Origin of the sequence: Micromonospora endophytica, from assembly GCF_003236305.1 — a bacterium.
Classification (GTDB): domain Bacteria; phylum Actinomycetota; class Actinomycetes; order Mycobacteriales; family Micromonosporaceae; genus Micromonospora; species Micromonospora endophytica.
This window is the reverse complement of sequence record NZ_POTX01000074.1, coordinates 1-23,792: the sequence shown is the minus strand read 5'-3', so window position 1 is coordinate 23,792 and position 23,792 is coordinate 1. Positions and strand designations below refer to the sequence as shown.

Annotated in this window: 17 protein-coding genes, 1 tRNA gene and 2 pseudogenes; 10 read left to right on the top strand and 10 right to left on the bottom strand. The window is 70.5% G+C overall.

The window, feature by feature from the left end; genetic code table 11:
* Positions 1–205: 205 nt before the first annotated feature.
* Entirely contained in the window at positions 206–1,309 is a 1,104-nt protein-coding gene (locus C1I93_RS13485; protein WP_111243613.1) for a site-specific integrase, read from the top strand.
* A 21-nt stretch (positions 1,310–1,330) separates the two neighbouring features.
* Here the strand turns inward: C1I93_RS13485 and C1I93_RS13480 are convergent.
* Positions 1,331–1,406 (bottom strand) — tRNA-Lys (locus C1I93_RS13480).
* 186 nt (positions 1,407–1,592) lie between these two features.
* Here C1I93_RS13480 and C1I93_RS13475 point away from each other — a divergent pair.
* The 3 genes and pseudogenes from C1I93_RS13475 to C1I93_RS31590 all read left to right on the top strand — a co-directional run.
* Positions 1,593–2,846, top strand: coding sequence for a L,D-transpeptidase (locus C1I93_RS13475; RefSeq protein WP_111243612.1), 1,254 nt, complete (start codon positions 1,593–1,595; stop codon positions 2,844–2,846).
* A gap of 185 nt (positions 2,847–3,031) precedes the next feature.
* A pseudogene (locus C1I93_RS32475) lies at positions 3,032–4,240 on the top strand (L,D-transpeptidase); the annotation flags it as partial.
* Positions 4,229–4,849: pseudogene (locus C1I93_RS31590) on the top strand (IclR family transcriptional regulator domain-containing protein); the annotation flags it as partial. The pseudogenes C1I93_RS32475 and C1I93_RS31590, both read left to right, overlap by 12 nt.
* 74 nt (positions 4,850–4,923) lie before the next feature.
* Here C1I93_RS31590 and C1I93_RS13465 read toward each other — a convergent pair.
* The gene (locus C1I93_RS13465; protein ID WP_111243610.1) at positions 4,924–7,038 is read right to left on the bottom strand and encodes a PhoX family protein; all 2,115 of its coding nucleotides are present in this window, start codon (positions 7,036–7,038) and stop codon (positions 4,924–4,926) included.
* 221 nt (positions 7,039–7,259) lie between these two features.
* Between C1I93_RS13465 and C1I93_RS13460 the strand changes: the two genes are divergently transcribed.
* Positions 7,260–7,775 (top strand): sigma-70 family RNA polymerase sigma factor, encoded by a 516-nt coding sequence (locus tag C1I93_RS13460; RefSeq protein ID WP_111243615.1) that lies wholly within the window; start codon positions 7,260–7,262, stop codon positions 7,773–7,775.
* Positions 7,772–8,470 carry an anti-sigma factor family protein gene (locus tag C1I93_RS13455; RefSeq protein WP_111243609.1) on the top strand — a complete coding sequence of 233 codons (699 nt, stop codon included), beginning with the start codon at positions 7,772–7,774 and terminating at the stop codon, positions 8,468–8,470. The genes C1I93_RS13460 and C1I93_RS13455 overlap by 4 nt, the downstream gene beginning before the upstream one ends.
* Positions 8,471–8,509: 39 nt before the next feature.
* Here C1I93_RS13455 and rarD read toward each other — a convergent pair whose 3' ends face one another.
* The 4 genes from rarD to eccE form a co-directional block, all read right to left on the bottom strand.
* Positions 8,510–9,448: an EamA family transporter RarD gene (gene rarD, locus C1I93_RS13450; RefSeq protein WP_111243608.1), complete on the bottom strand. Its 939-nt coding sequence runs from the start codon at positions 9,446–9,448 to the stop codon at positions 8,510–8,512.
* Positions 9,445–9,942: a GNAT family N-acetyltransferase gene (locus tag C1I93_RS13445; RefSeq protein WP_111243607.1), complete on the bottom strand. Its 498-nt coding sequence runs from the start codon at positions 9,940–9,942 to the stop codon at positions 9,445–9,447. Before C1I93_RS13445 ends, rarD begins: the two co-directional genes overlap by 4 nt.
* A gap of 69 nt (positions 9,943–10,011) precedes the next feature.
* Positions 10,012–10,398, bottom strand: a complete 387-nt coding sequence (locus C1I93_RS13440; RefSeq protein ID WP_111243606.1) for a phage holin family protein — start codon at positions 10,396–10,398, stop codon at positions 10,012–10,014.
* A gap of 54 nt (positions 10,399–10,452) precedes the next feature.
* A complete protein-coding gene (gene eccE / locus C1I93_RS13435; RefSeq protein ID WP_111243605.1) occupies positions 10,453–12,249 on the bottom strand; it encodes a type VII secretion protein EccE in 1,797 nt (598 codons plus the stop codon).
* A 235-nt stretch (positions 12,250–12,484) separates the two neighbouring features.
* Here eccE and C1I93_RS13430 point away from each other — a divergent pair, with 235 nt between their 5' ends.
* Both C1I93_RS13430 and C1I93_RS13425 read left to right on the top strand, forming a co-directional pair.
* The gene (locus C1I93_RS13430) at positions 12,485–12,805 is read left to right on the top strand and encodes a WXG100 family type VII secretion target (protein ID WP_111243604.1); all 321 of its coding nucleotides are present in this window, start codon (positions 12,485–12,487) and stop codon (positions 12,803–12,805) included.
* A gap of 27 nt (positions 12,806–12,832) precedes the next feature.
* Positions 12,833–13,126 carry a WXG100 family type VII secretion target gene (locus C1I93_RS13425; RefSeq protein WP_111243603.1) on the top strand — a complete coding sequence of 98 codons (294 nt, stop codon included), beginning with the start codon at positions 12,833–12,835 and terminating at the stop codon, positions 13,124–13,126.
* Positions 13,127–13,266: 140 nt separating this feature from the next.
* Here C1I93_RS13425 and mycP read toward each other — a convergent pair whose 3' ends face one another.
* A complete protein-coding gene (gene mycP, locus C1I93_RS13420; RefSeq protein WP_111243602.1) occupies positions 13,267–14,469 on the bottom strand; it encodes a type VII secretion-associated serine protease mycosin in 1,203 nt (400 codons plus the stop codon).
* Positions 14,470–14,621: 152 nt separating this feature from the next.
* On the opposite strand from mycP, the gene C1I93_RS13415 reads away from it, so the two are divergent.
* Together C1I93_RS13415 and C1I93_RS13410 are read left to right on the top strand one after the other, a co-directional pair.
* Complete coding sequence (locus tag C1I93_RS13415; protein WP_223256244.1) at positions 14,622–17,528, top strand: SseB family protein; 2,907 nt, start codon at positions 14,622–14,624, stop codon at positions 17,526–17,528.
* Entirely contained in the window at positions 17,525–17,890 is a 366-nt protein-coding gene (locus C1I93_RS13410; RefSeq protein WP_111243601.1) for a UCP033725 family protein, read from the top strand. The genes C1I93_RS13415 and C1I93_RS13410 overlap by 4 nt, the downstream gene beginning before the upstream one ends.
* 15 nt (positions 17,891–17,905) lie before the next feature.
* Here C1I93_RS13410 and C1I93_RS13405 read toward each other — a convergent pair whose 3' ends face one another.
* The 3 genes from C1I93_RS13405 to acs all read right to left on the bottom strand — a co-directional run bounded on the left by C1I93_RS13405 (position 17,906) and on the right by acs (position 23,598).
* On the bottom strand, positions 17,906–18,838 hold the full coding sequence (locus C1I93_RS13405; protein ID WP_111243600.1) for an alpha/beta fold hydrolase: 933 nt from the start codon (positions 18,836–18,838) through the stop codon (positions 17,906–17,908).
* 122 nt (positions 18,839–18,960) lie between these two features.
* Complete coding sequence (locus tag C1I93_RS13400; protein ID WP_111243599.1) at positions 18,961–21,366, bottom strand: immune inhibitor A domain-containing protein; 2,406 nt, start codon at positions 21,364–21,366, stop codon at positions 18,961–18,963.
* 237 nt (positions 21,367–21,603) lie between these two features.
* Positions 21,604–23,598, bottom strand: coding sequence for an acetate--CoA ligase (acs, locus tag C1I93_RS13395; protein ID WP_111243598.1), 1,995 nt, complete (start codon positions 23,596–23,598; stop codon positions 21,604–21,606).
* Positions 23,599–23,792: the final 194 nt, after the last annotated feature.

Sequence of the window (23,792 nt, the reverse complement as noted above, 5' to 3'; positions counted from 1 at the left end):
GCGATCCCCAGACGAGTACGAAACCGCCTGGCACACCCACCAGGCCCGACAGGACCAGACGGCTATCGTTCAGCCTGAGCCCACCGGCGCCAGGTAACCAACCCTCCGGCGAACCGGGGGAACCTCAGCCCACATCCGCCTCTATCTGAAGCCTCACCTCGGGCACCTGCCGATCGACCGACTTCGGCGGGTACACATCTCCACGATGTTCGACGAGATCGACGCCGACAACGAGTTCATCCGGGCGGCACGAGTGTCTGGCGATCCCGAGCAGCGGAGAACGGTCAAGGGCCGGCGCGTCGTTGGCGCGGCGACGAAGCAGCGGATCCGGGCAACGCTTCGGGCCGCGATCAACCACTGGATCCGGGAACAGATGATCACGATCAACCCAGCCACGCTGGTGGAGCTTGAGTCGGGCAAGCGTCCGAAAGCCTTGATGTGGACCGACGCGCGTGTGGAGGCTTGGAAGGAGAATCGAGTACGACGCACTGCGGCAGTGCTCGAACTCGGTGCCGCCCGCGAGCGGCACGACGTATCGGCCGTTCACCGGCTGCTCGTGGAGATCGACCAACTCGACACGACCGAGCGCCCCTCGCCGGTGATGGTCTGGACGGCCGAACAGACCGGCTACTTCCTCGACTTCATCCACAACGACCGCCTGTACCCGCTGTACCACCTGATCGCCTACCGCGGCCCCCGTAGGGGCGAGGCGTGCGGAAGTCGCTGGGTGGACCTCAACAAGAGGGCACACACTCTCAAGATCACCGAACAGCTCGTGCAACTCGGCTGGAAGGTCGAATCGGGTGCCCCGAAGAGCGAAGCCGGTGGGCGTGAACTCACGCTCGATGACATCACCCTCAAGGTCATCGAGGCGTGGCGCAAGCGTCAGATCGCCGAACGCCTGGCCTGGGGCGGCACGTGGAACAACTCGGGGCGAATCTTCACCCACCAGGACGGCAGCGCCCTGCATCCAGCCGACGTCACCAAGCATTTCAACGAGTTGGTCGCCGCGTCCGGGCTACCTCCGATCCGCCTGCACGACCTCCGGCACGGTGCCGCGACCTTGGCCCTCGAAGGGGGCGTCGACATCAAGGTCGTCCAGGAGGAGTTGGGCCACTCCACCAGCACCCTGACCCGCGACACATACACCAGCGTCTCGCCCCGCCTCGCCCGGGAGGCGGCCGAGAAAATGGCCGGCATCGTGCCGCGCGCAGTAAAAGCAGTCAGTGACGAAGCAGCTACGGGGACGGATGGTCTCCCTTCGGTCCCCCGCAGCCCTAGGACGACGAAACGCGCCGACCCTCAATAGGATCGACGCGCAGGTCGTTGATGGTGCGCCGCCAGGGACTCGAACCCCGAACCCGCGGATTAAGAGTCCGCTGCTCTGCCAGTTGAGCTAGCGGCGCTCGCTGACAACGGGGAGAACATTAGCACGGGCGGTGAACCGGGTTCCAATCCGATCCCGGGCTCCTCCCTTCGGTCGAGCTTTCCCGGCGAACGCGAAGAAAGCGCCCATAAGGCTTGGGACCGGCTGATGCCGGTCGGCAGTGATAGGGCACGATATCCGCCAGGTGCGTGAGACAGGGGTGGGGATGGGCAGGTTCACGCGATCCGGGGCGTTCATGGCGACCCTGGGTTTGGCGGCGTCGTTGGCACTGTCGGGCTGTGGTGAGAAGCGCGGTGGTGCCCAGTTCGTGGAAGGGGCCACCCCCGGCGCGACCGGTGGCGTAGCCACCGAGCCGGCCGGGGCGCCGAGTGGGCCGCCGTTGACGCTCACGCCGGCTGACGGTGCGAAGGATCGGCCGGTGAGCGTGGAGATCGGCGCGAAACTGCCGGACGGCAGCACGGTGTCGCAGGTCACGCTCGCCACCGAGAAAGGCAAGGAGGTCAAGGGCAAGCTGCGTACGGATGGTTCCTCGTGGGTGCCGTCGGCGCCGCTGAAGTGGTCCACCACCTACGTCGCCAAGGTCACCGCGAGCCAGCCCGACGGCACGGTCAGCGAGGGCACCAGCACCTTCACCACGATGGCCAAGCCCAGCTCGATGATCACCTCCGGGCTCTACCTCTTCGACGACAAGACGTACGGGGTGGCGATGCCGGTGGTGGCGGAGTTCCACCCGGGCATCCCGGAGAAGGACCGGGCCAAGGTGCAGAAGCGGATGTTCGTGCAGACCGATCCGCCGCAGCCGGGTGCCTGGCACTGGGTGAGCAACGGCACCCAGGCGTACTACCGGGCGCCGGAGTACTGGAAGGCCGGCACCAAACTCACCGTGCGGATCGCGCTCGCCGGTATCCCGCTGAGCAACGGCCGGTACGGCAACATCGACCGCAAGGCCACCGCCAAGATCGGGTCCGCCTTCGAGATGAAGGTGACGAACTCCGACAAGCAGATGCGGGTGTACGAGGACGGCAACCTGATCAAGACGCTCCCGGTCAGCCTGGGCAAGACGAAGACCCCCTCCTCCAGCGGCACCCTGGTGGTGATGGAGAAGAAGGAGGCCACCGTCTTCGACACCATGGACGACCCGGACCCGGAGAACCGCTACGTCACCGACATCCAGTTCGCCCAGCGGCTCACCTGGGGTGGCGAGTACATCCACGCGGCGCCCTGGTCGGAGCACGTGCAGGGGCGGGAGAACGTCTCGCACGGCTGCGTGAACGTGTCGACGGCGAATGCCCGCTGGCTCTTCGAGCGTACGAAGATCGGCGATCCCATCACCATCAAGGGCACCGAGCGTAAGCTGGCGCAGGGCAACGGCTGGACGGCCTGGGACCTGAGCTGGGCGGAGTTCGTCAAGGGCAGCGCGCTACCGGTCCCCGAGGGCGGCGCCGACGCGGCCCTGTGACCGGCCCGGCCGGTGGCAGGACCGGGCCCCGTGACCGGCCCGACCCCCGCTGCGACCGGCCGGTCCTGTCCTGTCACCATCCGGACAATCCGCACTCACGTGTTTCAGTTCACCATCCGCAACGGGTAGGACTTCCGGTGCGTCTGTGAACGTGAACGGCAGCGGACCACGACTGTGAGGACACCATGCGAGTTCGGGACCAGCGCAACCGGCGGCGTAGGGCACTCGCCGCGGCAGTGCTCGCCACGGCGTTGGCGCTGACCTCCGCCTGCACCGGCGGCAAGGGCGACGACCAGGGGCCCGGCTGGCAGGGCGGCGAGGAACAGCCGGCCCCGAAGGCGTCGGTGAGCATCAGCGAGCCGGCCGTCGACGCCAAGGACGTCCCCGCGGCCACGGCGATCACCTTCGCCGCCGAGCAGGCCCAGGAGACCACTGTCGAGCTGACCGACGCGGCCGGTGCGGCCGTCGAGGGCGAGCTGGCCGAGGACGGCAAGAGCTGGCTGCCGGCAAAGGCGCTGGAGTACGGCGGGTCGTACACCGCCACCGTCACCGCGACCGGCGACGACGGCCGTCCGGTGACCGCCACCAGCGCGTTCACCGTGATGAAGCAGCCGGAGAAGCAGGTACGGATCACCAGCTTCCTCGGCGACGACCAGACCGTCGGGGTGGCCATGCCGCTGATCGTGAAGTTCGGCCGGGAGATCCCCGAGAAGTACCGGGCCGATCTCCAGCGGCGGATGACTGTGACCTCGACACCGGCCCAGGAAGGCGTCTGGCACTGGGTCAGCCCCACCGAGGTGCGCTACCGGCCGAAGGAGTTCTGGGAGGCCGGCAGCAAGGTGTCGTACCGGGTGCAGGCGGGTGGCCTGCCACTGGGTGACGGCTGGTACGGCCGGGCCGACCTGACCGTCGACATCAAGGTCGGTCCCAAGCTCGTGATGACCGTGGACAACAAGACCAAGCGCATGGTGGTCACCCGGGACGGCGAGACGGTCAAGACGATCCCGGTGAGCCTGGGCAAGAAGAGCACCCCCTCCTCCAGCGGCACCATGGTGGTGATGGAGAAGCTGCGCAAGACGGTCTTCGACACGTACGACGAGCTGGGCCCCGAGGACGGCTACCGAACGAAGATCGACTACGCCCAGCGGTTGACCTGGGGTGGCGAGTTCATCCACGCCGCGCCCTGGTCCGAGGGCCAGCAGGGCACCACGAACGTGTCGCACGGTTGCGTGAACGTCTCGATGGCCAACGGCGCCTGGCTGTTCAAGAACACGACGGTCGGCGACCCGATCATCGTCAAGGGCACAGAGCGCAAGCTCGCGAACGGCAACGGCTGGACCGACTGGAACCTCAGCTGGGACGACTACGTCAAGGGCAGCGCCCTCGCGTACGAGGGCTACGTGATCCGTCGCGAGGACGGCACGTACATCGTGGGTCTGGAGGTCGCCGACCGCTACCGCGAGCTGGTCGCCGCCTTCCGCGGCTCACCGGCGGTCGGGGAGAACCTGCGCCGGACCGCCGTGGAGACCGGCTGGAGCCACTTCCTCGGCCGGTTCGTGGGCGGCCAGGTGGCGATCACCGCCGTGGCGGAGGGCAGCCGCTCGCCGCACCTGGAGGAACTCATCCCCGGGTTCGACGAGGGAGCGCACGCCACCGCGCTCGGCAAGGCCCTGCTGGCCACGCTCACCATCGAGCAGCGCCACCGCTACCTGCGCGAGTACGGCATGCGTCCGTTCACCAGCGCCACCCTGACCACTGTCGAGGCGTTCGAGGCCGACCTGGCCGCCGGGGAACGACGCGGGATGCAGCTGGAGATGGGTCAGTACCGACAGGGCGTCGCGTGTGCCGCGGTGCTGATCAGCCCGGACAAGGACATGGAACGGCGAACGGTGCTGGCCTGCGCGCTGCCGGCCAGCGAGATGATGACCTCCGCCCGGGTGGTCCGGACGAAACTGCTCGCCGCCGCCCGTACGCTCGCCGACTGCCTGGCCGCCGAGAGCTGAGCACACGACGGCCCCCTCCCTGGTGGGGAGGGGGCCGTCGGCCGGCGACCGGGCGGACGGACGCCGGCTGCGGATCAGCTACCGATGGGGCCGCCGTCCAGCCGCCAGGTGACCACCACGCCCGGCTTGGCGTAGTCGCCGTCCGGCCAGGTGGAGGCCGGGTTCTCGACCGTGGCACCGGTGATCTCGCCGGGATGCTGCACCGCCACGAAGACCGACCGGTTGTCGCCGGTGATGAAGGGTCCACAGGTCTCACCGCCGCGCGGCACGGTCAGGAACTGCTTGAGGTGACCACGCTCCGGCCCCTGCACGGCGGTGGCGAACAGGCCGTCGTTGCTGCCCAGCGCGTTGCCGTCGGTGGAGATCCAGAGGTTGCCGGTGGCGTCGAAGGCCACATTGTCCGGGCAGGAGATCGGCGAAACCTTCGTCTTGTCGTACCCGGAGAAGTAGGTCGACGCGTCCGCCGGGTCACCGCAGACGATCGGCAGCGACCAGGTGAAGGTCTGTGCGGTGTTGTCCCCCTGATCCTCGACCAGTTCGAGGATCTGCCCGTGCCGGTTGGCCGTACGCGGGTTGGCCTCGTCCGCCCTCGGGTTGCTGCCGACACCCCGGTTGGAGTTGTTCGTCAACGCCACGTACACCTTGCCGGTGAGCAGGCTCGGCTCGACGTCCTCGGGACGGTCCATCTTGGTCGCGCCCACCTTGTCACCGGCGAACCGGGTGAAGGTGAGCACCTCGGCGGCGGTCATCCCGTCCACGTACGACCGGTTGCCGCTGACCAACTTGATCCAACGGCCCTGGCCGTTGAAGGCGCCGTCGGCGGGCAGCTTGCCGGAGCCGTCGATCTCGTCGGCGCTGGTCTGCTCCAGCCGGGCCACGTAGAGCGTGCCGGATTCCAGCAGCGTCAGGTTGTGCCGGCGGGCGACCGGGGAGTCACCCTTCATGAACTTCTGGTCCGAGACGAACTTGTAGAGGTAGTCGAAGCGCTCGTCGTCGCCCATGTACGCGACCACGTGCCCGCTGCGGGCCACGATGACGTTCGCACCCTCGTGCTTGAACCGGCCCAGCGCGGTGTGCTTACGCGGACGGCTGCCCGGGTCGTACGGGTCGATCTCCACGACCCAGCCGTGCCGGTTCGCCTCGTTGGGGTGCTTGGCCAGGTCGAACCGGTCGGCCGCGCGATCCCACTTGCGGCTGCCGCTCGGGTAGCGGGCGGTGGTGGTGATGCCGTACCGGGCCAGTCGCGGCTTGTCCGCCTCCGGCGCGGCGTCACCGCCGACGAAGTACTGGTTGAAGTTCTCCTCGCCGGAGAGCACCGTGCCCCAGGGCGTCACACCACCGGCGCAGTTGTTGAGCGTACCGATGACGGTGCGACCCTTCGGGTCGGCCGCGGTCTTCAGGAAGGCCGAGCCGGCGGCCGGACCGGTCAGCTCGAACGCGCTGCTCAGCGCGTCGATCCGGCGGTTGTACGGGCGACGGCCCGAGGTGACCGTCCGCCACTGGCCGGTGCCGGCGACCCGCTCGATCTCCACCACCGACATGCCGTGCGCGGCCATCGCCACCTTGATCTGCTCGACGGTGAGCGCCTCCTGGCTGGTGAAGCCGGGGAACATCAGGTCCTCGTTGGTGTACTCGTGGTTGACCACGAGCAGCGCCCGCTTGCCGCCCTTGTCCAGCGGCAGCACACCGACGAAGTCGTTGTTGTAGCCGAACTGCTTGGCCTGCGCGGCGGCGGTCTGCCGGCGGAGGTTGAAGGCCGGTGCGCCGGGCACCACCGGGTCGCCCCAACGGATCACCACGGCGTGGTCGTACCCGTTGGGCACCACGAAGGTGTCCAGGGTGTTCGGCGGAATGGGCGTGAAGGTCAACGCGCCGTTGCCGATGCCGGGCGTGGTGGGCCACGCCGGCGGGTTCGCCGCGGCGCCGGGTGCCGCACCGGCCGGGCCGGCGGCGACCGACGCCCCGGCCGTGCCGCCGAGACCGAGCACCAGCGCGCCGACCGCACCGGCGCGGACCACGCCACGGCGGGACACCTCGGCGCTCACCAGATCGCCGAAGTACGCGTTGTCGGAAGTGTTCGGAACCGGGTGGTCACAGGCGTTGCCGCAGCGGTAAAGACAGGTCATGGCGTCGCGGCTGCCGTGGCGGGGGGTGCGCAGCAGTGGCAGCAGCCGGTGACGGTCGCTCATGGGGCGGAGCCTCCTGGGGGTCGGAGCACGCCGGCGCAGCTCACCAGCGCGTACCCGCCGGACGCTAGGAGGGTGCGGTGAGCACCGATCAGCCGGCGCGTGAACGGCGATGAACCGCGCTGGGAATCCCAGGTTGAGCTGGGTCTGAACCGATCGGCGTGACCGCACGTATCTGCTGTCGTAACACCGCGCCCGCTCGTTGCGAGAGCGAGGAGAGGACCATCAGCGACCACGACGCCCACCTGCTGCGCGCCCTGCACGACGAGCATGGCGAGGCGCTGTACACGCACGCCCTGCGGTTGGTCAACGGCGACCGGCAACGGGCCGAGGACCTGGTGCAGGAGACGCTGCTGCGGGCTTGGCGACATCCCGAGTCGCTCGATCCCCGCCGCGGCTCGGTGCGCGCCTGGTTGTTCACCACCGCGCGCAACCTGGCCATCGACGCTTGGCGGCGACGCTCCACCCGGGTCGGCGAGGTATACACCGACGAGTTGCCCGAACCGCCGGAGGTGGTCGACGAGACCGAACGCGCCGTCGAGGCGTGGACCGTGGCCGAGGCGCTCAACCGGCTCAGCCCCTCCCATCGGGATGTCCTGGTCGAATGCTTCTACCAGGGTCGGTCGGTGGCGGAGGCGGCTTCCCGGCTGGGTGTGCCGCCGGGCACTGTGAAGTCCCGGACGCACTACGCCTTGCGTTCGTTACGGCTGGTTCTGGCCGAGATGGGGGTGACCGGATGAGCCGCTGCGACTTCGCGTACGACGACGGGGCGTACGTGCTGGGTGCCCTCTCGCCCGCGGACCGGGCGGCCTACGAACGGCATCTCGTCGACTGCCCCGCCTGTCAGCAGTCGGTTTCCGAGATCGCGGTGCTGCCCGGCCTGCTGGGCCGGTTGGACCCGGCCAGCCTGGAGCAGTTCCTCCCGCCACCGGAGAACCCCCGGGTGCCCGAACTGCTCACCGCCGCCCGGGAGCGCCGACGCCGCGAGCGGCAGGCCAACCGCCTGCGGTACGCCGTCATCGGCCTGGCGGCGGCAGCGTTCGCCCTGATCGTCGGCTTCGGCGTGGCGACGGTGCTGCCCGGCGAACAGCCGGCCACGCCGCCCTCGCTGGCGCAGCTGCGGATGGTCGAGATGGAACCGGTGTCCGGCTCGACACCCGTGCACGCGGAGATCGGCTTCCGGGGCACCGACTGGGGCACCGAAGTGACAATGCACTGCGGCTACGACGAGCGGGCCGGCTACGGCAAGGCGCTTGCCTTCCGGCTGGTGGCGCACGCCGCGGACGGCAAGACGGAGCAGATCGGCTCGTGGCGGGCAGCTCCCGGCGACGACCTGCGGATCACCGGGGCTACCCAGTTCACCAACGCCGAACTGGTCCGGCTGGAACTGATCCGCGCCGACGGCACCCCGGTGCTCGCCTACGACGTCCGCTGACCGGTGTCCCACGCCCGGCGGCCGCGACAGCGGCCGGCGTCAGCGGGGAGCGGGTAGGGCGTCCGGCGAGGTGGCGGCCAGGTGCGCCCGCCGGGCGCGCCGGGTCTGCCGGGTCTGCCGGACGGCGTCGGCGGTGAAGATGATCAGAGCCAGCCAGACCAGGGCGAAGCCGGCCAGGCGAGCCGGCGGCATCGGCTCGTGGAAAATCAACACCCCGCAGGCCAACTGGAGGACCGGGGCCACGTACTGGAGCATGCCCAGACTGGTCAGCGGAAGCCGGTTGGCGGCACCGGCGAAGAGCAGCAGCGGCACGGCGGTCGCCGCGCCCGACAGCACCAGCAGCGTCGTGTGCCCGGCCGAGACGTGACCGAAGGTGGCCTCGCCGCTGCTGGTGAGCCAGCCGAGATAGGCCAGGGCGGGCAGGATCAGCATGGCCGACTCGACGAACAGGCCCTCCGCGGCGGGCAGCCCGAGCTGCTTCTTGACCAGGCTGTAGCCGCCGAAACTGAAGGCCAGGACGAGCGCGAGGTACGGCAGCCGGCCGTAGTCGATGGTCAGCACGGCCACCGCCAGCGCGCCGACACCCAGCGCGATCCACTGGACCCGGCGCAGCCGCTCCCGCAGCACCACCACCCCGAGCAGGACCACCACCAGCGGGTTGATGAAGTACCCGAGGGCCGTCTCCACCACCCGGTCGGAGTTGACGCCGTAGATGTAGGTGAACCAGTTGAGCCCGATCAGGGTGGCGGCGGCGCCGATCCCGGCCAGGGCACGCGGCCTGCGTCCCAACCGCCGCAGGAAACCGATGTTGCGCATCGCGCCGAGCAGCAGGGCGACGAACACCACGGACCAGACCACCCGGTGCGCCAGGATCTCCACCGGACCGGTCGGGCGCAGCAGCTTGAAGTAGAGGGGGAAGATCCCCCAGAGCAGGTACGCGCCGAGGCCGTAGAGGTATCCGAGGCGGAGTGGTGTCACGAGTCCACGGTAAGGGGCTGACCCGCTGGCTGATCCTTGCCGGTGAGCGGGCTCACGGCTGGCACTCGGCTGTCGAGTTCCATCCAGTGCTCGGCCCGTACCGGACCGAAGCCGACCTTCTCGTACACCCCGTGCGCGTCGACGGTGGCCAGCAGCAGCCGGCGTACGCCCAGCTCGGCGAGGTGGTCACGGACCGCGCCGGCCAGCCAGGTGCCCAGCCCGCGACCCCGCTCGGCCCGGTCGACGTAGACGTCGCAGAGATAACCGAAGGTGGCCCCGTCGGTGATCACCCGGGCGACGGCGACCTGGCGTCGGTCCTCGGGCCGGTAGACGCCGAACCCGATCGAGCCGGCGAACGCCCGCGTCACCGTCTCGCGGTCGCGCCCCATCGCCCAGTACGAGTCGGTGGCGAGCCAGCTGTGCACCCGCTCCAGGTCGAGCAGATCCGGGTCGGTGCTGATCGTGTAACCGTCGGCACGGCGCAGAGTGAACACACAGGTGACCCTAACCCCGTGGCGGGGTGGTCGCCGTCCCTGCGGCGGCGACCACCCCACGATCAGGTGTCAGTCGCGGTCGAGGATGGCGCCGAGGATCCAGGTGACGATGCCGACGAAGAGCGCGCCCAGCACGGCGGCCGGCCAGAAGCCGTCCACCTCGAAGGGCAGTCCCACCTGGTCGGCGATCCAGCCGGTGAGCAGGAAGAGCAGGCCGTTCACCACGAGCGCGATCAGACCGAGAGTGAGCAGGTAGAAGCCGCAGCCGACGGTCTTGATGATCGGCTGGAGCACCCCGTTGACCACGCCGAAGATGATCGCCACGAGGACCAGCGTCAGCACCGTCTCACTTACCGACGGGGTGTCCAGCGAAATGCCGGGGATGACGAGTGTGGCCAGCCAGAAGGCCACCGCCGTGGCGCCGATCCGGATCAGTAGACCTTTCAGAAAACCCATGGCGGGCATGGTGCCATGGCCGGCGTACCGGCGGAACCCGCGAGATCGTCCAGCTCAACGCCGCGACGGACGACCGATCAGCTGCGCCTCGATCGGAGTGCTGGCGAGCACCGCCCAGCGCAGGGCGCGCCGATTCACCACGGCCACCATGTCGTGCCGGATCCGGGTCAGCCACTGTGCGGACTCACCGAGCCCCAGCGCGGTACCGGCGACGGCAGCTTCCGCGGGATTCAACGGCTGGAGCACCGCCAGGTCGGCCCGGCCCAGCGCGTCCGCGTCGGCAGCGGTGAGTTCGTCGCGTACCAGCAGGGTGGTCTGCCAACCGCTGCCCGGGCGCGGACCGGTGGGCGGCGGCGCGTCCAGCACCAGGAGCAACGGGGCCAACGACGTGGCCGGCTCGCCCGGCACCGACCGGCCCGGCGGCACCACCGGGATCGTCGTGCCCGGCATGCTCAGCGCACGTACGAACGGCTCCCAGGCCCGTGGACGGTTGGTCTGGACGACCACTCGGGCACCGAGCGCCAGCGCCCGCATGGTCACCAGATGGGCGGCGGGCAACCCGCCGACGAGCATCACCCGGGTGCCCACCGGGCGGAACAACCGCACGGCCACCGCGTTGCCGTGCCGGTTGGCGCCCAGCATCAGCCCGGCCGAGCCGAACGGCAGCACCAGGTCCGCCGGGCCGGTGATCGCGCCCGCCCTCGACCCGGTATCGGGCAGGGCCAACGGCAGGGTGCCGGCGAGGCCGGTCAGGTGCGCGCCGTCGAGGCGCTCCACCAGGCCACCACCGGCCGCCACCACCCGACGTAACGCCGCAGCGGCGGTGGACAACTCCGCGGCGGTCGCCGCGCTGAGGCGTACGGTCAGCCCGATCGACGCGGGCCGGTCGGTCTCGGCATGCAGCGACACGGTGGTCGCGGTCACCGGTAACGCCAGTAACCGGGGCACCAGCCGAGGCGCGGTGTCCGCCGCCGGCCAGCGCCGCAACCAGAACGTGGTCTGCAACAACCCACCGCACCGGACGGTCTGCCAGGACTCCCGCACCGGCCGCCCGTCATGGTGGGCGAAATCGGCGAGGATCCGCAGCGCGGGCTCCGCACCCAGGGGCCGCACGGCCAGCGGCGCCAACCGCCGGACGAGGCGGCGGACCGTGCCGGCGAGGAAGTGTCGCAGCGCCGGCTCCGGCCAACCCTCCATCCGGGACACCCGGACCGCCAGCACCGCCCGTTCCCCGCCGGCCAGTTGCCCGTCGGTGAGCTGCCGGTACGATGTGGCCGCCGGGCCACCACCGAGGCCGACGGCCGGGGCCGCCGCGCCGGCCAGCACGAGCTGGACCCGTACGCCCGGGGTCGGCTCGGTGCCCGTCGGCAACAGGGACGCCGGAGACGGTATCCGCTGCGCGCCGTCACCGAGCAGATCGGCCGGATCGCCGATCTCCAGCAGGGCCACCAGACCAGCCCGGTCCTCCAGCACCATGGCAGGGGTCCCGCCCAGCTCGACGGAGCGGACCACGCTGCCCGGCTGCACCAGGTCGAGCAGTGCCGTGCTGCCGACGTCGGGGACTGTCGCCCGCTGACGGGCGAGGTAGCTCAGGCCGATGCGCAGCCACTCGTAGAGCCACCGTTGCCGGACCCGGCACCCGGCCAGGGCGAGCAACGCCGCCGCCGACAGGACCGCCGCCAGCGTCGGCACCGCGCCCCGACCCGGCACGGCGACGAGCACCGCCAGCGCGACCTGGACGGTGACGACCTGTCCGACCCCCGGCCGGCCCGTCCGCCACCGCTCGCCGGGCCAGGCCGGTGCCGCCCGGACCTCGCTCGCGAGCGGGGCCGACGCTCCGGTCGTCGTCACCGCTCCTCCTCGCGATCACCCGCAGCAACCTCGCTGCCGCACATCGTAGCGGCCGATTCGGGATGCGTTGTCCACAGGGGAGGGCGATGGGGTAGCAGAAACGCGACCGCACCGCTACCGTCAGCGACGAGTTCTCGTTGGCCCGTCCCACGACGCGCACCCATCCTCCGGGGTCGTGGAAGGTGCACCCCCACCGCAGGGCCAGCCACGACCGAGGAGACGAGGTGACGTCGGGGTGTCTCAGACCCAGGCAGAGGCCGCGGTGATGCAGCAGACCGCGGTGAAGTTCGAGCAGGTGGACCAGTCGTTGCAGTCGATGCTCAGCGGATTGTTGGCCCAGCTGGAAGTCCTCCAGCAGGCCTGGCGCGGGGCCGGTGGCCGCTCGTTCGAGCAGGTCAAACAGCAGTGGGCGCAGGATCAGGCGAGCCTGCAACAGGCGCTGCGGGAGACCGCGGGCGCGGTTCGTACCGCCGGCGCCCACTACGACGCGTCGGACGCCGAGGCGGCCGGCCGCGTCTCCGCCACCAACCGCGGCGGCATCCAGCTGCCGCTCTAGCCCACGACTGAGGGGGAGAGACATCCGATGGAACACGGTGTGCTGGTCGTCAACTTCGCCGCGTTGCAGCAGGCCAGCGCGGACATCCAGCGGGCGTTGAACACGCTCGAGTCGCAGCTCGGCCAGCTGGAGCGCGACGCGGCTCCGCTGGTGGCCACCTGGGGTGGCGAGGCACAGCAGGCGTACGAGCAACGGCAGGCCCGGTGGCGCAACGCCTCACAGGATCTCCAGGCGATGCTGCGCGACATCAAGGTGGCGGTGGACGAATCCGCTGCCGACTATCTCGACACCGAGAAGAAGAACGTCGGCCTGTTCCAGTGAACTGACTCCGGTGACGCCGACGCACCACCGACCGCAGCGCCGGTCAGGTCCGGCGACCTGACCGGCGTGGCCGCCGGGGGTCGGCGACCTGACCGGCGTGGCCGCCGGGGCGCGGATCCGGCTGGCGGTGACCGACCTGCTCAGCCTGGGTCGGCGGGTCGCCATCGCCGCCGCACGCCGGCGGGCACGACCACGGCCGCCACCGCGATGGCGGCCACCGTCAGCACACCGGCAACGGCCATCCACACCGCCCGCCGTCGGGCGTCGACACGTCGGGCCTGCTGAGCCACCAGCGCCGGATCGGTCCCCTCATCGGCGAGTACGACAGGCGATCCCGCCGGATGCGGAACCCCGCCGGTCTCGGTGACAGCCCGGTACGGGTTGAGCACACCCGCCCCGTACCCGCCCTCGGGTGCCGGGTCAGCGGTGGCGACGATCCGGGCGGCCACCTCCACCGCGCTGAGTTCGGGGCGGTACTGGCGCAGCAGGGCGGCGGTGGCCGCCACGAAGGGAACGGCGTAACTGGTTCCCTCGGCCCGGTGATGACCTCGGCCGGGTGCCGCGATCAGCACGTCCGTGCCGGGAGCGACCAGATCGACGTACGCACCGGCCTGGGAGAAGGCGGCGCGGACCCCGTCCCCGCCCACCGCGCCGACCCCGAGCACCCCGTCGTACGCGGCCGGGTAGGGCCTCGGGTCGCCGCTGCCGTGCAGGTTACCGGCGGCGGCGACCACCACCACGTCCCTTGCGAGGGCCGCGGCGACCGCCGCGCGTACCGCCGGATGGTCGGCGTACAGCACGACCGAGAGGTTGAGCACGTCGGCACCGTTGTCCACCGCCCACCGGATCGCCCGGGCGAAGTCGTCCGCGCCGACCGTACGTCCCGAACCCCGGCCCTCCACCACCTGCTGCTCACTGATGCGTACGGGCAGGATCCGGGCGTCCGGCGCCAGTCCACGGAAGGCGATCCCGTCCTGTGGCGCGGCGGCGATGACGCTCGCCACTCCGGTGCCGTGGCCGACGCAGTCCAGCGTCCCGTCGCCACCCGGGTCGAGCAGGTCGGTGCCGGTCAGCACCTGCCCGGCGAGCTGTGGGTGTCGCCGGTCCACCCCTGAGTCGATCACCGCCACGGTCACTCCCGACCCGGTGGCCAGCGGCGACAGCCGCTCCGGGGCGTAGCGCTGCTGCGGCCACGGCACGGTGGAGACCGGCCGGACCGGGGCCGGCGGTGACGTGCAGTGTGGCGCCGCTCGCGCCGCAACGGCCACCGCACCGCCCGTCGAACCGACCAGCAAGGCGGCGGCCAGCCCCACGAGGAGCAGGCGAGGGCTGCACCGGGACATCGACCGCCTCCGTATCGTGTCGACAGCGGAACGGGATGTTATCTCCTTCGGAGTCGGTCGGTGTCCCACCGCCAGGCTGCCATTGTGATCCGGGGGTCACCTTGTAGGTTGTAACCGATACTTAAGGCCTGTGCCCGGGAGGAGGGGTGGCCGTGACCGCATGGGAGCCGGCCACCGAGGCCGAGGCGGCGATGCGAGATGCATTACGCAACAACGATCAGCAGCTTTACTTCCGCATCCTGTCCCGCGTCGAGCTGTTGTTGCCGATCTCGGCCGAGGCGCCCCCGGGCCATGCCCCGGCCGGGTGGGGCACCTGGACCACAGGTGGCCGCACCCACGTGCTGGCCTTCACCTCCATCGAGGCGGTGCGGGCCTGCCTCGGTGAGTACGCCGGACCGAGCCGACGCATCGGGTACGCGGAGCTGGCCGCGAACTGGCCGAACCACGAGTGGTGGCTGGCCGTCAATCCCGGCCTGCCGGTCGAGGGCTACCTGCCGGCCTGGTACGTCTCCCAGCTGTCCCGAGGCGACGTACGACTGCCCGGCCGGCCGGTGGGCACCCGGGACCGACTGGAGCGGGTCGAGGCGCTGAACCGGTCGCGCGCGGCCGGTCCGGACCGGCCGCGCGACGCGGGTACGGCGACCGGCGCACCGCTCGGGCCGAAACCGTCGCCGCTCTGGGCACCGACCCAGCGACCGGCCGACGCGGGTCCCGGGTCGCCTCCCGTGGTCCCGCCGGCTTTCCCGCTCCCCGACATGCCCGTGTCCACGCCGAGCACCGGGCCGTACGATCCACGTCCCGCCGGCTCGACAGCCGAGCCGGCGGACGCCGGACGGATCGTTCCGGACGCGGCGCGAACGGCTCCACGTCGGCCGATGCCACTTCGGGTCGAGGAGGCCGGTGCTCCGCTACGGGGACGGCCCGTCGCGCCCGAACGGCCCGGGCCGCCGACGAACGGTCGTCCCGCCGACGCCGGTGCCGACCAGGCAGGCCGGCGATCGTTTTTCGAACCGGCGAGCGGTCGTCCCGCGTCCCGCGCCGACCGGCTGGCCGATCGTGCCACCCCGCCGTCCCGACTTGGCCGCGGTGGGCAGCCTTTCCCCAGGAGAGGTCCGGCCGCCACCCCGCCCGGCCAGGACGAGCCGCGTGCCTTCGTCTTCACCGACGACGACAGCTCCACCGGGCCGGCTCGGCCGGAACCGGGTAGCGAGGCCACCCAGCCGCTGATCGCACCTGCCGGTCCGGGGTCGGAGCCGACCCGCCCGCTGTGGCGCAACCACGAGACCGGTCCGCCGGCCTCGTCGGCGGGCGGTTCGGACGAGACCACCCAGACGTTGCCCCGCCGCCCGCCGACAGAGCCCACGGAGGAATCGCCGTCGATCGCGGAGCCGGTCTCCAGCCCGCCCGCGCCGCGCCGCGGGTTCACCCCGATCGTCATCGAGGGCACCATCATCGAGGCCCGGGACCTCACCATCACACCGGCCTTCGAGGATCGCCCGCCGCCGTCCACGCCCCGGCCGAGCCGCCCGCCCACCGACGCGCCGTTCGCCCCGTCGCCCGTCGGCGTGCCGGAGGCCACCGTCCCCGGCCGGACGGCACCCGACACCGGCGGGTTTCTCGCTCCTGCCGACCAGACGACCAGGCAGGAGCAAAGCGAGCCGGAGCCGGGAATCAGGACGGCGCCCACCCCGCCTGTCACACCGGAGCCGACCGTCCCGCTCCAGGCGCCACCGGCGGTCTCGTTCCCGGCGGAGCCCACGGTCAGTTTCCAGGCGGAGCCGGCGGTCTCGTTCCCGGCGGAGCCCACGGTCAGTTTCCAGGCGGAGCCGACGGTCTCGTTCCCGGCGGAGCCCACGGTTGCGCTGCGGATGGACGCGGGCGGGCCGGTCCAGGTGGAGCCGACGACAGCGGCCGACGAGGCAGTCACCACGGCGTTCGCGCAGACTGGGCCGAAACCAGCCGACCCGGCGGTGGCCGCGTCACCCGCCGCGTCGCACGAGACGCACGGCGGGCAGCCGGTGCCGGAGGCCGCCACGTCCGGGCCGGCCGCCGCCAGTGAACCAACCGCCGCCAGCGAACCAGCCGCCGCCGAGTTCCGACCCGCCAACGAGGTGGAGGAGGAACTGCTCAGCGCCGCGATGGCCGGAAACACCGACACCTTCCTCTCCACCCTGCTGCTGGCCCGGGTCCTGATGCCGGTGGCAGCCGACTCGGCTGCCGGCAGCCGACCCGGTGAGCCGGGCTTCGTCTGGCCGACCGTGCAACTGGACGGCCAGACCTTCGTGCTGGGCTACACCTCGCCGCGGCGCTTCGCCGACCACACCGACCCGGCGGCCGACACGATCCAGGTCCGCTTCGTGCAGCTGATCCGCCAGTGGCCGGATCCGTCGTGGTCGTTCGCCGTCAATGCGGGTACGCCGGTCGGGGCGAAGCTGCCCGGTGAGCAGATCGTCGGGCTGGCCAACTGGGCGACCGAGTTGGGCCTCGGTGACGACCCCGAGAGTGAGCCCGAGCCGAGCGCCGGCGCACCCGAGCCGTCCGCCGGCCAACGGAAGTCCGCACCCGCCGACCCGGCGCGGCCGATCGTGATGCAGAAGGCGATCGCATCGAGCCAGCTCGGCTACTACCTGGATCGCGGCTACGACCGGGTCTCCGGTTTCGTGCACCGGGCCACCGAGTTGGCCCACCTGACCACCCCGGCGCAGTTGTACCGGGCGCTGGGCCTGCACCACGCGGAGTCGCCGTTCGCCGCGGACGCGGACGAGATCTACGTGCTGCGGTGGCCGGCGTACCGACCGAGCCTCTACCGGATCCCGTACGGCGGGCAGAGCGAGGCGGCCATGCGGGCCATGGAAGGCTGGGTCATCGAGCGGCCGCCGTTCCGGGGTAACGGGTTCGCCCCGGGCGAGAGCAGCGACGTGCTCGCCGAGTTCAAGGTGGACAGCGTGCGGCTGCCGCACGGCGCGCAGCTGTTGCGCCTCGGCGCGGACGGCACGGAACGCCTGGTGGCGGTCCTCGACGCCGACACGCTGTCCTGGCGGCGGGTCGGTGAGCAGTGATGCGTGACGGTTACGTGGCCCGCTGGCGGGGCCAGGAATACCAGGCCAGCCCGGACGGCGGCGAGATCCGGCTCTACCGGACCGAACCGGGCGACGGCTTCGTCGAGGTCCGGCCGGGTCGGTACGTCCGGGTCGTGCCGGCCGGCGAGGTCGAGGAGTTCGCGTACGTCCGGACGACCTGCACCTGGAAGGGACAGCCGTTCATCGTGCTCGGCGAGCACGAGGGCTGGCTGCGGGTCGAGTACACCGGAGGACGCTGGCCGGTCGCCCAGGCGATGCGCCTGGAAGCCTTCGACTTCGGCGTCTATCAGGGCTGGGCGCCCGTCACCGAGGTCACCGACCTGCGGGAGCAGCGGGTCTGAGCGGGTCCGCGCCGCTCAGGACTTGGCCCACCGCAGCACCTCGCCCAGCACCAGCTCCGGTGCCTCCAGGTGCGGATAGTGTCCGATCTGGTCGAGCAGTCGCCACTCGTACGGTGCGCTGACGTAGCGGCCCGAGCCCTGGGCGGTACGCGGCAACGACGCCTGGTCCAGCGCGCCGTGCAGTTGCAGGGTGGGGGTGACCAGCGGCCGCTGCATCAACTTGACGAACCGGTAGCCGTGCAACCGCAACACCGACCGGAACGCCCACCGGTAGCCTTCCAGCGCGCAGAACGCGGCCTGCGGGATGCGCATGGCCTCCCGGTAGCGGCTGGCGTACCCGTTGAAGTCCGGACCGGCGACCCAGCGTGGCCCACCCCAACGGCGCAGGATCTCCTCGACCGCCCGACCTCCGTCCCGAGTGAGGACGTGCTCGTAGCGGGGTAGCTGGAACTTCAACGTGGGAGTCGCTGCGGTGAACTGCCCGCGCGGATCCGCGAAGATCGCGGCGCGCAGCCGCAGCGGATGTGGGGCACCGAGCACCACCAACCGGCGTACCAGCCTGGGGTGGAACGACGCGACGGTCCAGCCGATCATTCCGCCGGAGCCGGTGCCGACCACAGTGGCCGAGCGTTCGCCCAGCCCTCGGATCATGCCGGCGACGTCGGCGGCGAGGGTGTAGCCGTCGTACCCCCGGGGTGGTTTGTCGCTGGCGCCGTAACCGCGCAGGTCGACGGCGACGGCGCGGAAACCGGCGTCGGCGACCGCGGGAAGCAGCTGGTGCCACGCCCACCAGTGTTCCGGGAAGCCGTGCAGGAAAAGCACCATCGGCCCGGTGCCGGCCTCGACGACGTGGAAGCGGCTGCCGTTGGCGCCGACGAACCGGTGCGTCCACGGCCCCTCGGTGAGGACGCAGGACTCGTCGACGGTCTCGCCGCGCTGCTCGGTCATAACCGACACCCTATGACCTCGGCGCTGCTCACCCTGCTGGGCGCGGTCGACGGGGTGGGGCGGGTACGGGCGATGCCCCGGGCAGGGACTGCCCGGGGCATCGGTTGGTTCAGGTTGAGGGGTTAGGAGAAGCGGACCTTGGTGTAGATGCCGTTCTGTTCGAGCACCTTGATCTTGGTGCCGGTGGCGGGGAGTTTGACGCCGTGGTTGGGCAGCTCCGGGAACCAGTACTGCTTGGTGTCGTCGAAGAGGGGCTGCGCGGCCTGGCCACGGATGTACTGCGGCTGGCTGTTCAGGTGCAGCGTGATCGAGTCCGCCTTCTTCAGGCTGAACGGCGCGTCGTAGACCTGGATCCGGGCCCGCCAGGGCTGCCCGGTCAGGTTGTAGATCGGCCGGGGCCGGGAGTCGATGATCAGGTTCCGGCCCTCACCCGGGTGCGCGAACGTGTCATTGTCCGCCCACCGGGTGTTCCAGTACGAGATCAGCAGACCCTCCTGGTACGGGTAGTGGTCCACGTAGTCCGGCTTGGTGTTGGCGTACCCGAAGAAGTACGGGCCGGTCTTGAGGTACTTGTCGTACGAGATGTACTGCCGGGTGCCCGCGATGTAGAAGTTCGCGAAGTCACGGGTGTACGTCTGCTCGACCACCTCGAAACCACCGGCCAACGTCCAGTCCGCCGCGCCGTCCTCGGCACCGTCGACGAAGACGGTCGCGCCGTCGGCGGTCAGGGTGACCGCGTCACCGAAGAAGCCGCCCTCGGACACCGCGCCGTCGGTCTGGTACCGCAGCCGGAAACCGACCTGGCCACCCACCACCGCGTCCAGCGGGATCTCGACGTCGACCCACTCGTCGCCGGAGCTGCCGTCGAGGGCGAACCGGCCGGGGGAGATCTCCTTCAGCGGCGTGCCGTCGACCGTGCCGGGCCGCGGCATCCAGGTCTGCCCGCCGTCGGTGGAGGTCTCGAAGAAGAGGTAGTCGTACTCCTCCTCGATGCTGTAGCGGCCCTTCATCGACAGCGTCGCCGACGACTTCCCGGTCAGGTCGAACGTCCGGGTCATGGTGCTGTTCAGGCCGTCGGCATTACCCGAGAAGAACTGCTTGGTCCCCTCGAACGGCGCGCCGTTGTCGAAGGTGTACTCCCGCTCGGGCAGCACCACCACGGCGGCCTGGGCCTCCTTGGTGTTGTACTCCTGCGGGCCGAGGACCAGGGTGCGCTTGTCGCCGGCCCGGATCACCTCGTAGTCGAGCCAACCGAGCTGGAGCTTGTTCCAGGCGCCCAGGTCACCGCCGCGCTCACCGATGCCACCGTCGTTCTTGGCACCGAGCCGGCTCTGCGCCATCAGGGTCCAGTGCTCGTTGTTGTTGTCGCCGCCGCTGATGACGTTGTAGTCGTCGGGCAGACCGAGGTCGTGCGCGTACTCGTGGTAGAAGACGCTGCGACCGCCGTTCTCCGGCTGGATCGTGTAGTCACCGATCCAGACGCCGGTGTTGCCGATCTGGGTGCCGCCGGCCGGGAAGTTCGGCGGACCGGTACGACCCTGGTCGGAGAAGTACGCGTACCAGCGGTGGCTCCAGATGGCGTCCTCACCGTAGATCGGGTCACCGTCGGCCATGTCGCCACCGGCGTGCACGATCTGGAAGTGGTCGATGTAGCCGTCCGGCTCGTTGAAGTCGCCGTCACCGTCGTGGTCGTACCGGTCCCACTGGTCCATCGCCCGTACGTCGGCGGCGATCTCCTCGTCGCTGCGGCCGGCCGCCTGCTGGTCGGCCACCCACTTGTTGGCCGCGTCGCGGACCAGCTCCCAGACGTTGTCGCAGACGATGTCGCCGCACGGGTAGCCGCTGGACCGGCCGTACCGGGCCTGGTTGTAGTTCACAGTCACCCAGTTGGTGACCACGCCGTCGACGCTGTAGCGGCCGGAGGACTGGGCCTCGTAGTACTGCTTGACCGACTCGTCGCCGGGGCCGGTGCCGAAGTACAGCTTCCGGAAGTGGTCGGCGTCGTAGTCCGGCTGCCAGACGGTGGAGTTGTCCACCCGCCGGTCCGGCTCCGGGATCTCGTTGTGCAGCGGCCCGTCGAACCGGGCCGGGCCGGCGACGTCCGGGTCGGTGTCCTGGTCGGGGTAGTCGGGGTGCCGCTCGTTGCCGAACTCGGCGAGGATGACGAAGATCTGGTCGGTCCGTTCCCGGGACAGCTCGACGTACTGCCGCTCGGTGGGACCCTTGCCACCCTTCTTGGTCCTGGCGTCACGACCGGCCTCGCCGCCACGGACGGCCCGGTCGCCGACCTTGACCACCGTGCTGCCGTTGATCCGCTCCGTCTTGGCGCGGCCCGAGAGAACCTCGCTCAGGCCCTCCTGACGCAGGGCGCGCCGCTTCTCCTCCAGCGGGTTCGGCAGGTCATGTTCGGCGTGGGCGGGCTCGGCGACGGAGGGGGCGGCCGATGATGGCTCCGCCATCGGCGCGGCGGCGGCGGATGCGCCGACCGTCAGTCCTGTCGCTGTCAGAGAAAGCCCGAGCAGACCCACTGCGACTTTCCGCACGTGGTACCTCCGGATCGAGGGAACCGGCCCATCGGGGGTTGTGGGCCGGTGAAATGGCCTCCGTGAATTGGGGCCACTGGTGAATTTAGGCACTACTGGGGCTGGTGGGAAGGGGTCAGCTTCGATTGTTGCCGGATATTTTTTCCGGCCGGCTCTGCACCGACACGACGACGGGTGGCGGTCCGCATGCGGACCGCCACCCGTCGAGTCGTACGCCTGTCGTCAGTCCTCGTCGGACTTGCCGCCACCCATGCCGGAAGCGATCAGTTCCATCACCGAGGAGTCCTGCAACGTGGTCACGTCGCCAAGCGAACGGTTCTCCGCCACGTCCCGCAGCAACCGGCGCATGATCTTGCCGGACCGGGTCTTCGGCAGCTCCGGCACCAGCATGATCTGCCGCGGCTTGGCGATCGGCCCGAGCGTCTTTGCCACGTGGTTACGCAGCTCGGCGATGAGCTGTTCGCCCGCCTCACCGCCGGTCTCGGTGGTGCCGCGCGGGATGGCGAACGCGACGATCGCCTGTCCGGTGGTCGGGTCGGTGGCACCCACCACCGCCGCCTCGGCCACCGACGGATGCGAGACCAACGCCGACTCCACCTCGGTGGTGGAGATGTTGTGCCCCGACACCAGCATCACGTCGTCGACCCGGCCGAGCAGCCAGATGTGCCCGTCGTCGTCCTTCTTCGCCCCGTCACCGGCGAAGTAGATCCACGGATCCTCGGCATTGCCGCTCGCACCCGCACCAAACCGCGACCAGTACGTCTCGATGAACCGGTTGTCGTCGCCCCAGATGGTGCGCAGCATCGACGGCCACGGCTCGCGCAGCACCAGGTAGCCACCGCCGCCGTTCGGCACCGACTGGCCCTGGTCGTCGACCACGTCGGCGACGACGCCCGGCAGCGGCGTCATCGCCGAACCCGGCTTGGCGGCGGTCACCCCGGGCAGCGGCGAGATCATCATGCTGCCGGTCTCGGTCTGCCACCAGGTGTCCACGATCGGCAACTCGCCCCGCCCGACGTGCTGCCTGTACCACATCCAGGCTTCCGGGTTGATCGGCTCACCGACGCTGCCGAGCAGCCGCAACGAGGAGAGATCGAAGCCGGCGGGAATGTCCTCGCCCCACTTCATCATGGTCCGGATCAGCGTCGGCGCGGTGTAGAGGATGGTGACCTGGTACTTGTCGACGATCTCCCAGAAGCGTCCCTTGTGCGGGGTGTCCGGGGTGCCCTCGTACATCACCTGGGTGACGCCGTTGGCCAGCGGGCCGTACACGATGTAGGAGTGCCCGGTCACCCAGCCGATGTCCGCGGTGCACCAGTAGACGTCGCTTTCCGGCTTCAAGTCGAAGACCGCGTGCGCCGTGTACGCCGCCTGCGTCAGGTAGCCGCCCGAGGTGTGCAGGATCCCCTTCGGACGGGCCGTGGTGCCGCTGGTGTAGAGGATGAACAGCGGGTGCTCGGCGTCGAACGCCTCGGCGGTGTGCGCGGTCGACGCCACCTCCACCGTCTCGTGCCACCAGTGGTCCTTTGCCGACCAGGCGACCTCCTCACCGGTGCGGCGGACCACCAGCACATGCTCGACCGACGGGCAGTTCGCCACCGCCTCGTCCACCGTCGGCTTCAACGCCGACGGCTTGCCCCGCCGGTAACCACCATCGGCGGTGATCACCACCTTGGCCGAGGCGTCCTGGATCCGGTTGGTAAGCGACTCGGCGGAGAAACCACCGAAGACCACGCTGTGCGTGGCGCCGATCCGGGCGCACGCCAGCATCGCCACCGCCGCCTCCGGGACCATCGGCAGGTAGATCGCCACCCGGTCGCCGGCCACCACCCCGAGGTCGGTGAGCGCGTTCGCCGCCTGACAGGTCAGCTCATGCAGCTCGGCGTAGGTGATGGTGCGGGTGTCACCCGGCTCACCCTCCCAGTGGATCGCCACCTTGTCGCCCCGGCCGGCCTCGACATGCCGGTCGAGACAGTTGTACGCCACGTTCAACTGCCCACCGACGAACCACTTCGCGAACGGCGGATTCGACCAGTCCAACACCTGGTCCCACTGCTTCGCCCAACTCAGCCGCCCCGCCTGGCGCTCCCAGAAAGCCAACCGGTCGGCTTCGGCCTCGCCGTACGCGTCGGCGGTCACGTTGGCGGCGGCGGCGAGTTCGGCCGGCGGCGGGAACTGGCGCGTCTCGTTCAGCAGATTGGCCAACGCCTCACTCATGCCGTGATCTCCTCGTCGCTCAGGTATGACCTGCGTCTCTTCCGGGCAGGTTAGCCGGGGTGACCGGCCCAGGCGACCGCACCTGCCCACACCCGTCGCCCAACGGCCCCCCGCACGCGCCGAGATGTAAGGAGGGGTCCCCTATTAACGCCTCGTGCATAGGAGGGGCCCCCTGTTAACAAAAACCCCGCACC